Source organism: Agromyces excoecariae (assembly GCF_051715505.1).
Lineage (GTDB): Bacteria > Actinomycetota > Actinomycetes > Actinomycetales > Microbacteriaceae > Agromyces.
The window spans coordinates 94,311-108,279 of record NZ_JBPSLA010000006.1; the positions used below are offsets into that span (position 1 = coordinate 94,311).

At 72.8% G+C, this 13,969-nt stretch carries 9 protein-coding genes, 2 tRNA genes and 1 pseudogene; 3 read left to right on the plus strand and 9 right to left on the minus strand.

What is annotated here, in order from left to right; all coding sequences use genetic code 11:
- Position 1 precedes the first annotated feature (1 nt).
- A complete protein-coding gene (locus ACSJD1_RS07680; protein WP_438854732.1) occupies positions 2 to 910 on the minus strand; it encodes an alpha/beta fold hydrolase in 909 nt (302 codons plus the stop codon).
- A gap of 87 nt (positions 911 to 997) precedes the next feature.
- Positions 998 to 2,389 (minus strand): MFS transporter, encoded by a 1,392-nt coding sequence (locus tag ACSJD1_RS07685; protein ID WP_438854795.1) that lies wholly within the window; start codon positions 2,387 to 2,389, stop codon positions 998 to 1,000.
- Positions 2,390 to 2,646: 257 nt separating this feature from the next.
- Between ACSJD1_RS07685 and ACSJD1_RS07690 the strand changes: the two are divergent.
- A pseudogene (locus tag ACSJD1_RS07690) lies at positions 2,647 to 3,258 on the plus strand (TMEM175 family protein); the annotation flags it as partial.
- 22 nt (positions 3,259 to 3,280) lie between these two features.
- Here the strand turns inward: ACSJD1_RS07690 and ACSJD1_RS07695 are convergent.
- Complete coding sequence (locus tag ACSJD1_RS07695; RefSeq protein WP_438854733.1) at positions 3,281 to 5,311, minus strand: hypothetical protein; 2,031 nt, start codon at positions 5,309 to 5,311, stop codon at positions 3,281 to 3,283.
- Positions 5,312 to 5,542: 231 nt separating this feature from the next.
- Here ACSJD1_RS07695 and ACSJD1_RS07700 point away from each other — a divergent pair, with 231 nt between their 5' ends.
- A complete protein-coding gene (locus ACSJD1_RS07700) occupies positions 5,543 to 7,339 on the plus strand; it encodes an acyl-CoA dehydrogenase (RefSeq protein ID WP_438854734.1) in 1,797 nt (598 codons plus the stop codon).
- 183 nt (positions 7,340 to 7,522) lie between these two features.
- Here the strand turns inward: ACSJD1_RS07700 and ACSJD1_RS07705 are convergent.
- The 3 genes from ACSJD1_RS07705 to ACSJD1_RS07715 all read right to left on the minus strand — a co-directional run bounded on the left by ACSJD1_RS07705 (position 7,523) and on the right by ACSJD1_RS07715 (position 8,312).
- Positions 7,523 to 7,596, minus strand: a tRNA-Met gene (locus ACSJD1_RS07705).
- A gap of 31 nt (positions 7,597 to 7,627) precedes the next feature.
- Positions 7,628 to 7,699, minus strand: a tRNA-Thr gene (locus tag ACSJD1_RS07710).
- Between the two features lie 76 nt (positions 7,700 to 7,775).
- Positions 7,776 to 8,312, minus strand: coding sequence for a DUF4190 domain-containing protein (locus tag ACSJD1_RS07715; RefSeq protein WP_438854735.1), 537 nt, complete (start codon positions 8,310 to 8,312; stop codon positions 7,776 to 7,778).
- 304 nt (positions 8,313 to 8,616) lie between these two features.
- Between ACSJD1_RS07715 and ACSJD1_RS07720 the strand changes: the two genes are divergently transcribed.
- Positions 8,617 to 11,007, plus strand: a complete 2,391-nt coding sequence (locus ACSJD1_RS07720; RefSeq protein WP_438854736.1) for a BTAD domain-containing putative transcriptional regulator — start codon at positions 8,617 to 8,619, stop codon at positions 11,005 to 11,007.
- A 35-nt stretch (positions 11,008 to 11,042) separates the two neighbouring features.
- Here the strand turns inward: ACSJD1_RS07720 and ACSJD1_RS07725 are convergent, their stop codons facing one another.
- Genes ACSJD1_RS07725 through ACSJD1_RS07735 form a run of 3 tightly spaced genes read right to left on the minus strand, consistent with a single transcriptional unit; the run spans position 11,043 to position 13,968 of the window.
- The gene (locus tag ACSJD1_RS07725; protein ID WP_438854737.1) at positions 11,043 to 11,612 is read right to left on the minus strand and encodes a phage tail protein; all 570 of its coding nucleotides are present in this window, start codon (positions 11,610 to 11,612) and stop codon (positions 11,043 to 11,045) included.
- Between the two features lie 2 nt (positions 11,613 to 11,614).
- A complete protein-coding gene (locus ACSJD1_RS07730) occupies positions 11,615 to 13,558 on the minus strand; it encodes a putative baseplate assembly protein (protein WP_438854738.1) in 1,944 nt (647 codons plus the stop codon).
- Positions 13,555 to 13,968, minus strand: a complete 414-nt coding sequence (locus ACSJD1_RS07735) for a GPW/gp25 family protein (protein ID WP_438854739.1) — start codon at positions 13,966 to 13,968, stop codon at positions 13,555 to 13,557. The genes ACSJD1_RS07730 and ACSJD1_RS07735 overlap by 4 nt, the downstream gene beginning before the upstream one ends.
- Position 13,969: the final 1 nt, after the last annotated feature.

The following is a 13,969-nucleotide window of genomic DNA, read 5'->3' on the forward strand; positions in this document are numbered from 1 at the left end:
CTCACTCGTCCTTCGCCGACGGATGGTGCACGCCGCGGTGGATCTCGACCACCCGGGCGCCTCCGGTCCACGTCGGGTCGTCGAGGATCGACAGGTCGTCCATGAACCGCCGGATGATGTGCGCGAGCGCGCGGGCGTGGCTGAAGTTGATCGCGTGCGCCGCGCCCTCGATCGTCACCGCGAGCACGTGGTTGTCGACCTCCCCGGCGACCTCCTGGACGCGTGCGGTTCCGGGCATCAGCGGGTCGCGGTCGCCGAGGACGACGAGGGTGGGCAGCTGGAGGGCGAGGAGGTGCTCGAGCGACGGGTACTGCGTGAGCGCCCGGAACAGCTTCAGCGTGCTCGGCACCCCGAACCGCGCGTAGTCGGGCACGGCGACGCGTGCCATCCGGGGCGGCTCGCGCGTCCCGTCCTGTGCGAGCTGTCGGATCGCCCGGGACAGGGGCCGGTTGTAGACGCCACCGGCGGGCGAGACGAGCACGGCGCGCTCGATGCGGTCCGGGAAGCGGTCGGCGAACTCGAGGATCACGGGGCATCCCATCGAGTTGCCGACGAGGGTCGCCCGCTCGACGCCGCGGTCGTCGAGGAACCGGGCCGCGGCCTCCGCGAGGTCGGGGATGTCGAGTCCCTGCGGATGTCGGCCGCTGCGGCCGAACCCGGGGAGGTCGGGCACGAACGTGTGGAACTCGTCGGCGAGGAGTTCGGCCGTCGGGAGGAGGTAGCGGCCGGACATGCCGAACCCGTGGACGTGCATCATCACGCGCGCGTCCTCCGGCGGGTTCGGCGACTCCCGGTAGAACACGTCGACGCCGTCCACGACGGTCCATCGGTCGACGAGGCGCGAGGCCGCCCGCCTCGGAGTACGCCGTTCGCGCCACCGATCGGCGGCCGCCGCGCTCGTCTTGGCCATCGACGCACCCCCTCGTCGGGCCCATCAGACCATGAACGCCGTCGCGGCCGGCGGGACCTCCGACCCACGAGGCGGATCGGACGCGTCTCAGTTCGCCGGCGCCGGCGCCTCCTGCTCGGCCGGACGGTGCTCGATGTCGTCGACGTGCGCACGAGGCATCGCGACCGCGCCCGCGATCGTGGCGACCGCGGCGATGACGACGCCGATGAACACTGCAGCGGATGCCGCCTGGATCGCCGCACCGGAATGCGCCCCCAGTCCGGACTCGCCGATCACGCCGTTGGCGACCGCCCCGAAGATCGCGACGCCGACGGCGCTGCCCATCGACCGGAGGAACATGTTCGCGCCGGTCACGACGCCCCGCTCGGACCACGGCACCGACGACTGCGCCGCGATGAGGGTCGGCGAGGCGACCAGCCCGAGACCGAGGCCGACGACGAAGCACGCGAGTGCGGTCGTCACGGGGTTGGGGACGAGGGTCGCCGCGACCAGGCCCAGGGCGCCGAGCACCGCGATGCCGAGCCCGAGGAACGCGGTGTTCCGGAACCCGATCCGCAGGTACAGCCGGCCCGACTGCGACGCCGAGATCGGCCACCCCAGGGTGAGCGCGGCGACCGCGAGCCCGGAGATGAGGGGCGTGGCGCCGGCCGACACCTCGAGGAACGTCGGCACGTACGAGGTCAGCCCGATGAGCACGGCGCCGACGCCGAGCGAGATGAGCGACGTCGTGACGATGAGCCGCCGCGAGAAGACCCACAGCGGCAGCACGGGCTCGGCCGCGCGCCGCTCGATGAGCACGAATGCCACGAGGAGGAGGGCGGCGAGGGCGAACGCCCCGATGCTCTGCCACGAGTTCCACGCCCAGGCCTGGCCGCCCTCGAGCACCGCGAGGATCAGGAGCGTGAGCCCGACCGTGAGCACGCTCGCGCCCGCGAGGTCGATGCGGTGCCTCTTGCGCTCGACCGTCTCGTGGTAGCTGCGGATCAGCATCCACGCGGCGATCAGGCTGAGGGGGATGTTCACGAAGAAGATCCACCGCCACGACAGGAACTCGGCGAAGAGCCCGCCGAGGGTGGGTCCGATGACGGATGACGCGGCCCACACGCTCGCGATGTACCCCTGGACGCGCGCGCGTTCCCGCACGGTGTAGATGTCGCCGGTGATGGTGATCGAGACCGGCAGCACCGCGCCCGCGCCGAGGCCCTGGATCGCGCGGAAGACGATGAGGGAGGTCATGTCCCACGCGAAGCCGGCGAGGATCGAGCCGACGAGGAACGCGCCGATGCCGACGAGCATGATCGGCTTGCGGCCGATGGTGTCGGCGAGCTTGGAGTAGACGGGAACCGAGACGGCCTGCGCGAGCAGGTAGATGGAGAACAGCCACGGGAACTGCGCGAACCCGCCGATGTCTTCCACGATCGACGGCACGGCCGTCGCGAGGATCGTCGCCTCGATGGCCACGAGGCCGGTGCACAGCATCAATGCGGCGAGCACCGGTCCGCGCTCGGATCGCAATCCCACGGCGGTCTGTTCGGTCACGTGGTTCTCCTCACCGGGTCGATCGAGGGTGCGACACGGCCCACTGAGGGCCAACGCGATCGGGCGCCGTGCATTCCCGGGCGCGGACCGGCAGCACCGTCCGGGCCGAGCGCCGTGGCTACCCTGAGCACATGATCCGGCGACGACGGCACTCCGCCGCGACGCAGCGGACGCTGCGGCTCTAGGCCTTCACCGACGGCGTCTTCGCGATCGTGGCGACGCTGCTCGTGCTCGACCTCACCACGCACTCGCTCGGCGCGATCGATTCCGACGCCGACCTGTGGGAGGCGCTCGCGGGCATGGGCGGCCGATTGGTCACGTTCGCGGTGAGCTTCCTGCTGCTCTGCCTGCTCTGGATCGTGCACGTCCAGCAGTTCGAGGTCATCGCGCGCGTCGACGCGACCATGCTGTGGCTCAACAACGTGCGGCTCCTCTTCATCGTGCTGGTCCCCTTCGCCACCAACCTCACGGCCGAGTACTCCGACTACCTCGCCGGCCGTCTCGCGATGCCGGTCACGTTCTTCCTCGCGATCCTCTGCGGTTGGCTGCAATGGCTCTGGGCCGTGCGCCATCGGAGCGTCATGCTGCCCGACCTCGACGACGACGAGGTCGACCGGTTCGGGCGCGGTTCGCTGAGCGCCGTCGTCATCTCCGCGGCCGTCGTCGTCATCGCGCCGTGGGTCGGGTCGGCGGCGTTCCTCCTGTTCCTGCTGGACGGTCCGCTGACCCGGTTGCTGGGCGCTGCCGGGCGGATGCCCCGGAGCGAGGCATCGGCGTCGGGCCACGCCGACGACTCCGAGGTGCGGTGACCGAAGCGACGGTGCGGGAGCGTCAGTCCCGCATGCGGACGAGGATGCCGCCGGCGTAGCCGATCGCGGCGCCGATCCAGATGAGGGGCAGCCCGATGTCGAGGTCGGACGCGGCCAACCCCGGCGTGACGAACAGGAAGACGAGGTAGCCGGCCGAGAAGAGCACGACGAGCACGGCCGTCTTGCGGGTCAGCCCGCCTTCCTTGCCCGCGATGCCGAGCAGCATCATCACTCCGAGGGCTACGAGCAGGATCCGCAGGGGGCCTTCGACGAACTCCGCCTGCAGGCTGCTCGCCTGCGAGATGTTGGAGGCGATGTCGAAGGGGTTCAAGGTCGGGACGGGGATCGACACGAACCACGGCAACGGCAGGGCCCCGATGATGACGAGGAGCGCTCCGAGGACGATCAGCCATCGGCCGACGGCGGGGCGGTGATTGGGCCTCGTCTGCGCGATCTCCACGCTCGCGTCGAGGTCCTGGCTCCCGTCGGAGGCGGTGACGTGGAACCGGCGCGTGCCCTGCTGGCCGGCGGGCGGGTGGGGGCTCGTGAACGACACCCGCGAGTACCCGATCGCGCCGGGCGCGACGACGACGACGGCCGGGGCGAAGGTCGCGCGCACCGCGCCGTCGTCGGATCGACCCGAGATCGCCACGTTGAGGGGGCGCACGCCGCGCCGGTTGTCGACCTCCACCGTGAACTGGCCCTGCCGGTGGTGGCCCAGGTCGAGCCGCTCCGGGTTCGCGTGGAGTTCGGCGGTCGCGATCGCCGCGGCCGAGCTCGTCATCTCGAGCTGGGCCTGCCCCGAGGCATCCGTCGTGCCGTCGCTCGCGACCACCGTGAAGGGGTGCGTCGCCTGCGAGCCCGGCGGCGGCGGGTCGGCGCGGACCAGGCCCCTGGCCTGCGTGATCTTCCCGGGCGCCGCGACGAAGCGTGCGGGGATGAACGCGAACGAGAGCCGCTGCTCGGGATCGACTCCGGTGAGGCCGACGATGACGCCCGAGTGCCCGCCGCGATTGTCGATGAGCACGTCGAACTCGGCGTCGTGCGCGTCCTCCAGGCGGATGGTGCTCGGCGTGACCTGCACGGTGATCGGCTCGTCGACCGGAGCCGCCGTCGTGCTCTGGACGAGCGTGATCGTCGCAGCGATCGGGCCCTCGTCGTCGGTGGCCGCGACGGCGAGCTGCCGGTTCCGCTGCTGCCCGGGCGGGGGCTGCGGGGCGGTGAACTCGACGTGGACGTCGGCGGTGGATCCCGCCTGCACCTCGACGGTCGATGCGGAGAACCGGAAGTCGACCACGTCCTCGGGATCGTTGCCGGCGAGCGCGAGCCTCTGCGGGTGGTTCGCGGACCGATTGTCGAAGTGCAGGGTGAACGCCCCCTCGCCGACGTCGTCCAGCCGGATCATCGCCGGGCTGGCGGTGACGCCGACCCGCGGGCCGTACGGCGGCACGTGCACGACGAGCCCGACGACGGCGTAGCGCCTGGCATCCTCCTGCGAGCTGATCCGCAGCGACAGCTCGAGTCGCTGGGCGACGACCATCGGCCCTGGCCGCATCGCGAGGGACAGCGCGACGTCGTCGGAGGCGCCCGGCATCAGGTGGACCTCGGGGCTCACCAGGTCGACCCAGTCCGGACGGTCGAGGATCCGGACGTCGTACCCGTCGACGACCTTCGTCGGGTTCTCGATCGCGAGCTCGACCGTGGCGGGTTCGTCGCGCGCGACGGTGACCTCCGGCGTCGCGACGGTGACGATCGGAGAGCCGGGCGCCGGCGCCGCGTCATCCGTGGCGGCCGCGGCATCCGACGGGCCGGCCTCGCCGTCCCCGTCCGCCGGTCCGGGTGACTCGCCTCCCCCGTCGGGCGTGGGCGCAGGCTCGGGCGGCTCGGTGCCGCCGCCGGCTCCGGTCGGGGGCGACGGCGTCGCGCCGCCCGACCCGCTTCCGCCGGACGCGGGCGCCTCCGTGTCCCATCCGAGGTACGAGTTGCAGTTCGTGCACCATCGCGCGTCGGGCGCGTTCATCGCACCGCAGTTCCAGCAGCTGCGATCGGCCATCCGGTCCCCCCGCTCACGGCACCGCGACGCCGCATCGCAGACGATGCCGTGACACCGATGTTAGGGAACCGCGAGCACGCACGGCCAGTCCCATGCCCCAACAGGCAGGCATCGGTGCCCCGCCCTCCCCGACTGCCGGGAGGCACAACCGCCGCCCCGCTTCGGCCGACACGCTTCGTCGATAGCGACAGATTCGGCCCGCAGCCGCGTGCCCGCGCCTACAGTCCGAAGATGACTGAATTCCGTCCGCCCGTCGCCGACCTGGCGTACACGCTCGCGCACGTCGTGGGCTACGACCGGGTCGCCGAGCTTCCGGGCTTCGAGCACGCAGACCTCGACACGGCCACCGAGATCCTCGAGGAGGTCGGCGGCTTCATGGCCGAGGTCGTCGCACCCACCAACCGCGCCGGCGACGTCGAGGGCGCCCGGCTGAACGACGACGGGACGGTGACCACGCCGACCGGGTTCAAGGAGGCGTACTCCGCCTACGTCGAGGCCGGCTGGGGCTCGGTCCCCCTCCCCGAGGCGTTCGGCGGCGGCGACTTCCCGCGCACGATCGGGCTCGCCATCCAGGAGCTGACGATGGAGGCCAACATGGCCTTCTCGCTCGCACCCCTGCTCACGCAGGGCGCCATCGAGGCCCTCCTGCACTACGGCAGCGAGGAGCAGAAGCAGGCCTGGCTGCCCAAGATGGTCAGCGGCGAGTGGGCCGGCACGATGAACCTGACCGAGCCGCACGCCGGTTCGGACGTCGGCGCCCTGACCACCAAGGCGGTCAAGCGTCCCGACGGCACCTACGGCATCACCGGCCAGAAGATCTTCATCACGTTCGGCGACCACGACCTGAGCGAGCAGATCGTGCACCTGGTGCTCGCCCGCACGCCCGACGCGCCCGCCGGCACCAAGGGCATCTCGTGCTTCATCGTGCCGAAGTTCCTCATGAACGACGACGGCTCGATCGGCGAGCGCAATGGGGTGCACACGGTCGGCGTCGAGCACAAGATGGGCATCCACGGCTCCCCCACCTGCGTGCTGTCGTACGAGGACGCCACGGGGTACCTCATCGGCGACGAGAACCTCGGCATGCGCATCATGTTCGTGATGATGAACAGCGCGCGCGTTTCGGTGGGCACGCAGGGGCTCGCCGTCGCCGAGCGCGCGTACCAGCAGTCACTCGACTACGCGAAGGAGCGCCTCCAGGGCCGCGCGATCGGCGCGACGCAGGACTCGCCGATCATCGACTACCCCGACGTGCGCCGCATGCTCATGACACAGAAGTCGTACATCGCCGCACTCCGCCGCATGATGCTCCTGAACGCCGTGCAGGTCGACATCTCGACGCACCACCCGGATGCCGCGACCCGCGCCCGCGCGGACGAGATCGTGGGCCTGCTGACCCCTATCTGCAAGTCGTTCGGAAGCGACCTCGGCAACGAGCTCACGTCGCTCGCGCTGCAGATCCACGGCGGCATGGGCTTCATCGAGGAGACCGGCGCCGCGCAGCACTACCGCGACGTGCGCATCGCCGCGATCTACGAGGGCACGAACGGCATCCAGGCCGCCGACCTCGTGGGCCGCAAGCTCGGCGTCCGGGGCGGGGCGTCGTTCCTCGAGTTCATCGCGACCATGCGCGAGCTCGACGGCGAGCTGGCCACCGCGGGCGACGACTTCGCCTCCATCCGCGCGCAGCTGAACACGTCGCTCGACGTGCTCGAGCAGACGACCGCCTGGATGCTCAACACCGGCACCTCCGACCCGACCTCGGTGCTCGCGGGCTCCAGCCCATACCTGCGCATCTGGGGTCTCGTCATCGGCGGATGGCTCCTGGCGAAGTCCGCACTCGCGGCGCGCGAACTCGACGGCGACGCCATCGCCGCGACGCAGCTGCCGCTGGCCCGCTTCTACGCCGAGCAGCTGCTCCCGGCGGTGTCCGGCCTCGTCGGACCCGCGACCGCCGGGTCGCGCGACCTGTTCGCGCTCGACGCCGACGCGCTCGGCGACGTGGTGCGGCGCACCGCGCGCGTCTGACGCATCGCGTGATGAGATCTCGGGGGTCGTGCCGATCGGCGCGGCCCCCGCGATCGTGCTGTCGCTGCGCGGTCGATGCGGTCGATTTCGCGTCGCGTCCGCCGCGAAGCGCCTTCGCCGAGGCCGTTGGTACGCCGGGCGTCGAGAAACACGAAAACCCCCGGATGACCGGGGGTTCTGCGGTAGCGAGGGCGGGACTCGAACCCGCGACACCACGATTATGAGCCGTGTGCTCTAACCACCTGAGCTACCCCGCCGCGAGGCTTCTCCGGAAACCGGAGGAACCAGAGCCCCGAGTCAGGATTGAACTGACGACCCCTTCCTTACCATGGAAGTGCTCTACCACTGAGCTATCGGGGCAGGTGCCGCTGTCGCGGCAACCACACGAGAATATCACCTCGCAGCGCGTGCGTTAAATCGGCGGCCGGAGCCCCGATCAGAGGCTCGACGGCACCCCGGACGAGTACGCGGCGCCCGCGAAGACCGCCACGAAGAAGAGCACGTAGAGCACGATCCCGATGAGCATTCCGATGCTCAGGACGTACCCGAAGATGAGGCCGGTGAGGGCGGCGCCGGCGCCCTGCTCGCCGGTGCGTCGGATCTGCGAGCGGGCGATGTGGCCGCACACGATCGCGGCGACCGAGCTGAGCGGGCCGAGGAGCAATGCGCCCAGGCCGAGCCCGAACGCGACCCACGCCAGCACGTTCTGCGGGGCCGTGACGGGCGGCACCCAGGGCGCCGGGGCCGAGCCGTACCCGTGTGCGGCCGCGGTCGCGCCGTATCCGGCGACGGCCGGGGCGCCGTACGGGGAGACCGCCGCGCCGGATCCCGGCAGGGCCGGCGCCGCAGGCGCCACGAGCGGGGCCGTGCCGTACGGGAGCGTCGGGGCGTCGGGCGCCGCCACGGGTGCGACCGGCGCCACGGGCGGGACCGGAGGGGCGGGCGGGAGGGGCGGGGGCGTCTGGGCGCTCATGGCGGGGCGGCTCCGGTTCGGGTGCGGGGAAGGGGGTCCGGCCGCCATGCTATCGCCCGCGGTCACGGCGGATCGAGGCATCCGCCGTATCGACTCGGAGCGCACTCGTGGGCCGGCGACCCGACTTCAGGGACCGCACGGATGCGACAGATCCGGCTTCCCGGTACGCAGGAATCGGAACATCGACCATGCGGCGATTGCGGACCGAGGTTGGGTTGCGGGAGCATGGCGAGGGAACCGGCGGTGCACCATGGTGAGCACGGGACACGACGCGCGGCCGCCCGGGGGAACGATCCCGGGCCGGTTGGCAAGCCGTCTGCACGCCGCACGCCTGTTCGTCGTCGCGCCCGTCGGCGCCGGCAAGTCGACGCTCCTCGCGCGGCTCGGCTCCGAGCTCGGCGGCACCGCGGTGATCTCGCTCGACGCGGGTCATCGAGACGCCTCGCGACTGCGATCGGCGATCGCGGATGCCACGGCCGCCGGCGCGGCGACCATCGCGCTCGACGACGTCCAGTCCGTGCTCGACACGCCCGCCGAGCCCGAGCTCGCGAGCCTGGTCGGCCGTCGAGAGCGGATGCCGCGACTCGTGCTCGCCTCGCGGGTGCCGATGCCCCCCGTGATCGTGCATGCGGCGGCCGACCGTGCCGTGACGATCACCGCGCCCGAGCTCGCGCTGCGCATCGACGAGGTCGCGCTGCGGTTCGCCGAGGTCGTCGGCCGGCCGCTCGGACTCGGTTGCGCGTCGCGCGTCGTGCGCGAGACCGCCGGCTGGCCCGCGCTCGTCGAGTCGCTCGTGCAGCGGGCCCGACGGGTCGACGCCGACGCCGTCGAGGCGATGGTCGAGTCGGACCTGGCCACGGACTTCGCCGCCGCAACGCTCGAGGCCGCGATCGAGGCGCTGCCCCTCGACGTGCAGCGGTCCCTCGAGGCGGTCGGCGCGCTGCCGAGGCTCGAGTTCTCCGCGTGCGCGCGGGTGCTCGGGGCATCCGCCGCCGGCCGACTGCTCGCCACGGTGGACGCGGGGGCGGTCATGCACGAGGTCGTCCTCGGCCGTCGCGTGCTGCCCCCGGTGCTCCGGCGGCACCTGGCGGCCTGCTGCGCGCTCGCGGCCGACGGCGCCGACGTCGGCGGCGGGCCCGGAGCGGCGATCGCGATCGCCCGGTCCGTCGACCCGGCGATCGGCGCGGCGGCCGCCGACACGGCACCAGCGCCGGGCGGGCGGCCGACGCCCGGCGGCGACCCGTTCGAGGCGGCACTCGCCCGGCTGCGCCGTGGCGACGTCGTCGGGGCGATCCCGTTCCTCCGCCGCATCGTCGACGGCGGCATCCCGTCGCAGGCGCGGGCGGCGCGCCTCGCGCTGCTCGTGATCCGCGAGCCGATCGCGCCGCGTCACCAGACGCTCGACACGTTGGGCGCGCTCGAGCGCGAGTGCGTCGAATCGGCGGATCCGAGGCTGGCGCGCATGTGCCAGGGGGCGATCGCGGCCATCGCCGGCCTGCCGCACGCCGCGGTGCGGGCCATCGTCGCGTCGGCCGACGCGGACGGGGACGCACTGGCCGCGGCGGCGGTCTCCGGAATCGACGTCGTCGTGCGGATCCGGCGGGGGCAGGCCACGAGCGCCGACACCGCGGCCGTCGCGGACCGGTTCGACCGGCTCGGCTACGCGGACGTCGCGGCCTGGGCGCGGTCGTGCGGCGCGCTGGCCGCGGCGGCCTCGGGTTCGACGCACACGCGCGAGCTCATCGTCGAGGCGGACGGGTGCGTGCGGGCGTCGGGCGCCGAGGGCGCCCACACGCTGCTCGAGATCGCGCAGGCGCTGACCCCCGAGCGAGCGGGCGCGTCGACGGGCACGCGTGCCGCGTGGCGGCGTCGCGCGCTAGACACCGGGTTGCCCCGGCTTCCGTCGCTCGTCGCCGACGCGGTCGCACGTCAGCCGCACGCCACCGACGGCGCCTGGGGCGCGAGCACGTCGTCGCGGTTGCCGCGACTGACCGTGCAGTGCTTCGGCGGGTTCCACCTGCGCGCCGACGGCGCCGAGATCGACCTCCGGCGCGTGCGCCCGCAGGCCCGCGCGCTCCTCCGGATGCTCGCGCTCAACTCGGGCGCCCCCGTGCACCGCGAGCTCATCGCCGACATCCTCTGGGGCGACCTCGGCACCGACTCGGCGGTGCACGCGCTGCACGTGAGCGTGTCGAGCCTGCGGCGCGCGCTCCCCCGGCCGCGCGCCGACGACGACAGCTCGATCGTCGAACGGGTCGGCGAGGCGTACCGGCTCGGCATCGTCGATCGTCGCGACTGCGACCTGGCCGACTTCGACGACCACCTCGCGGATGCCGCGGCGGCGAAGCGCCGACGCGACGCGGAGTCGACGGCGCACGACCTGCGCGCCGCGCTCGACCGGTACACCGGCGATGTGCTTCCCGAAGACGGCCCGGCCGAGTGGGTGACCGGGGCCCGGGAGCGGTACCGCCTCCGCGCGTCCGAGGCGGCGGCCTCGCTCGCGCACCTCGAACTCCGGCTCGGCTCCGCGCGTGCGGCGGTGGAGACCGCCACGAGGGCGGTCGAGATCAACCCGTGGCTCGATGAGGCGTGGCGCACGCTCGTCGAGGTGCAGCGCCGCTCCGGCGACGTGCTGGCCGCCGAACGCGCGGCCGAGGGGTACCGGCGCATGCGCGTCGAGCTGGGCGTCGACTGAGCCGGCCGGCGGCGGGCCGCAGCGGCGCGATGGCGTCAGCCTGCGACCACGACGGTCAGCACCATCGGCAGGTGCGCCGGGACCACGGCCGCCGCGACGCGCTCGAATCGCCGCTGCAGTTCGGCCCGGTCGCCCTTCGGCACCGTGATCGTGATCGCGAGGCGCAACTCGTCGGAGCCTGGCAGCGGCGCCCCGGGAGTCGGCGACCACGCCGTCGCCCCCGACTCCTCGAGCTCGATCTCGGCGTCGGGCCCGGCGGCCAGCCGCAACGCCTCGCGGATGCCGCCCGGCGTCCCCGCACGCCGGTGCAGCGCCGCGGCCCCGGCGACGATCGAGCGCCGCTGCTCCTCCGACCAGGCGTCATCGAGCGCGACGTCGACCCAGGCCGCGAGCCAGTCGAGGAAGTCGGCGGGGGCGGAGGTCGGCCGGACGTAGGAGTCCAGGTTGTCGAGCACCGCGTAGACCGGCGCGATCGAGTCGTCGAACGCGCGGATCCACTGCATGAGGAACTGGTCCTCCTGCAGGATGCCGGGCAGTCGCGAACCGAGCGGCACCGGGTTCGCGAGCGGCTGCCGGTTGATGCGATCGTGCACGATCCCGCGCATGGTCACACCCCCGAGGTCACCCGGATGCTGTGACCGAAGCTGTAGACGAGCGAGGTCGGTCCGAGGGCGATCCGCTGCACCGGTTCGCCGCGCTCGCCCGTGGCCGGATCGGCCTCGAAGAGCAGCACCTCCTCGACGAGTTCGGCGCCGGGCAGGGACTGCAGCACGGCGTACACCTCGCCGGCGAGCACCGGGCGCCCGAACGGCCATCCGTTGCCGTCGTTGCCGCCCCGGATCGGGTCGAAGTGCCGGTACAGGGTGGCGAGCGCGTCGGCCTGCAGCCGCTTCACGGCCACCCGGGGGCGCGCGACCATCTGCGCGGCCACGATCACGCCGCGGTAGTCGGGCGGCTCGATGACGAGGCGCGTGCCGGCGATGCGGCGCGTCTCGAGGTCGTCCGAGATCGCCTCGAGCACCTCCGGACCCGGTCTGAGGTCGGCGTAGTCGATCCGTCCGTCCGCGCCGACCGCGACGGTCGGCACGACCAGGAGCCGGACCCCGGCGCCCCCGCCGTCGTCGACCGGGAGCGCCTGCGTCCGGCCGACGCCCGGTGCGGCGCGCTTGGCGAGCTGCTCGAAGTCGCCGAGCGTCACCGCGCGATCGCGCGTCCGCAGTGCGAGCGGACCGCGCACCTTCGCCTCCTCGACGGTCTCGCCGTCGGTGCCGTCGTGGGCCGCCTTCCGGTTCACGGCGCCCTTCACGAACGGCACGGTCGACCGGAGCACCGAGAGGCTGCCCGCCGACACGTTCCCGTCCCGTCCGCCGCCGACCCGGTACCGCGGCACCCGCAACGGGGCGCCCTTCGGCGGGACCGCGCCGTAGCGGCGGAGGCTCCCGTCGGGCTCCCGCACCGCGGGCGGGAACGACACCGTGCCCGTCGTGCGGTCGACGACGACGTGCCGGTCGTCCTCGACCGAACCGGCGAACGAGTCGACCTCGTCCCACGCCTGCCATCCGCTGCCGGAGCCGACCTCGACGACGAACGCGTCGCCGTCGTCGACGACCGGGCGCTCCCGGAGCGCGAACGACTGCCCGGGCACGCCCTCGGAGAGCCCGAGGATCTCGTCGTCGACGGTCCGCGAATGCAGTGCGGGGGCGACGCCGCCGACCGTGTCGGCCGACGCCTCGCGCACGAGCGGCGGGCGCTTGTAGGTCGGCACGCCCTCCTCGCGTTCGACGATGCGGCACCGGATCCACCCGGCGCGCTCGTCGCCGATGACGGATGCCACGTGGTCGCGCCCGACGATCAGCCGCACCTCGCCGGCCTGGTTGAGGCCGCCCGTGCGATCCACGACGAGGTCGCAGGCCGACCACCCGGTCCCGTTCCAGGACTCCCACACGATCGGCGGGTCGAGCGGGTCGACGCCGACGCCGCGGACGGCGCAGTCGAGCCGGATGCCGATCGCCAGGCCCGGCGCCGGCTGGTCGAGCCCGATGAGGAGTTCGTCGCCGACCTTCGGCGGGGTCGAGAACACCTCCATCGGGTCGGACCGCAGCCGCGCGCCGCGGATCGTCGTCGCCGAGCCCGATCGCGTGCCCACGTGCGCGAGACTCCGCGGCGGGATCTGCAGCTCGTCGGTGGTCTGGAACACGACCGACTCCGACTGCTCGTTCCGCGGCGTGCCGACCTCCGTGCGCGCCGGCACCACGACGGTGTCCGTGCGCGGCGCGGCGAGCCACATGACGACATCCGCCGCAGCCGGCGTCGGCGGGTAGAGCGAGATCCCGATCAGGTCGAGGAAGGCGATGTAGAGCTTGTCGGGCACGCGGTTCAGGCGGTAGAAGAGCTCGTCGGTCATGTAGGCGAAGGCCTCGATCAGGGTGACGCCGGGATCGGAGACGTTGTGGTCCGACCAGTCCGGGCAGCGGAGCGCGACGAGCCGCTTCGCGTCGTCGACGAGATCCTGGAACCGACGGTCGTCGAGGTTGGGTGCGGACAGGCTCATGACGTCGCCTCCGATGCGCGTTCGGGAATCACGTAGAACGGGAAGACGAGGTTGCGCGGGTCGTTCGAGCCGCGGATCGCGTAGCCGATGTCGATCAGGAGCAGGCCCTCGTCGGCTCGGCCGAACGAGACCGCCACGCGCGTGACGTCGATCCGGGGCTCCCACTGGCGCAGCGCGGTGCGAACGGCATCGCCCACCGCGCCGGCCGTCGCGGCATCCGCGGGTGCGAAGACGTAGTCGTGCACGGCGCACCCGAAGTCCGGCCGCATGGGCCGCTCCCCCGGCGAGGTCGCGAGGATCAGCCGGATGCTCTCCTCGATCTCGCGATCACCGGAGGAGAGCGCGATGCGGCCGCCCGTGTCGGCGTGGACGGGGTACGACCATCCCCGTCCGACGAACTCCTGCGACATC

What these genes read in the sequence shown, in the direction of transcription:
- ACSJD1_RS07680 (WP_438854732.1), bottom strand. Translation starts at nt 910, where the DNA reads ATGGCCAAGACGAGCGCGGCGGCCGCCGATCGGTGGCGCGAACGGCGT.
- ACSJD1_RS07685 (WP_438854795.1), bottom strand. Translation starts at nt 2,389, where the DNA reads ATGCTGTGCACCGGCCTCGTGGCCATCGAGGCGACGATCCTCGCGACG.
- ACSJD1_RS07695 (WP_438854733.1), bottom strand. Translation starts at nt 5,311, where the DNA reads ATGGCCGATCGCAGCTGCTGGAACTGCGGTGCGATGAACGCGCCCGAC.
- ACSJD1_RS07700 (WP_438854734.1), top strand. Translation starts at nt 5,543, where the DNA reads ATGACTGAATTCCGTCCGCCCGTCGCCGACCTGGCGTACACGCTCGCG.
- ACSJD1_RS07715 (WP_438854735.1), bottom strand. Translation starts at nt 8,312, where the DNA reads ATGAGCGCCCAGACGCCCCCGCCCCTCCCGCCCGCCCCTCCGGTCCCG.
- ACSJD1_RS07725 (WP_438854737.1), bottom strand. Translation starts at nt 11,612, where the DNA reads ATGCGCGGGATCGTGCACGATCGCATCAACCGGCAGCCGCTCGCGAAC.
- ACSJD1_RS07730 (WP_438854738.1), bottom strand. Translation starts at nt 13,558, where the DNA reads ATGAGCCTGTCCGCACCCAACCTCGACGACCGTCGGTTCCAGGATCTC.
- ACSJD1_RS07735 (WP_438854739.1), bottom strand. Translation starts at nt 13,968, where the DNA reads ATGTCGCAGGAGTTCGTCGGACGGGGATGGTCGTACCCCGTCCACGCC.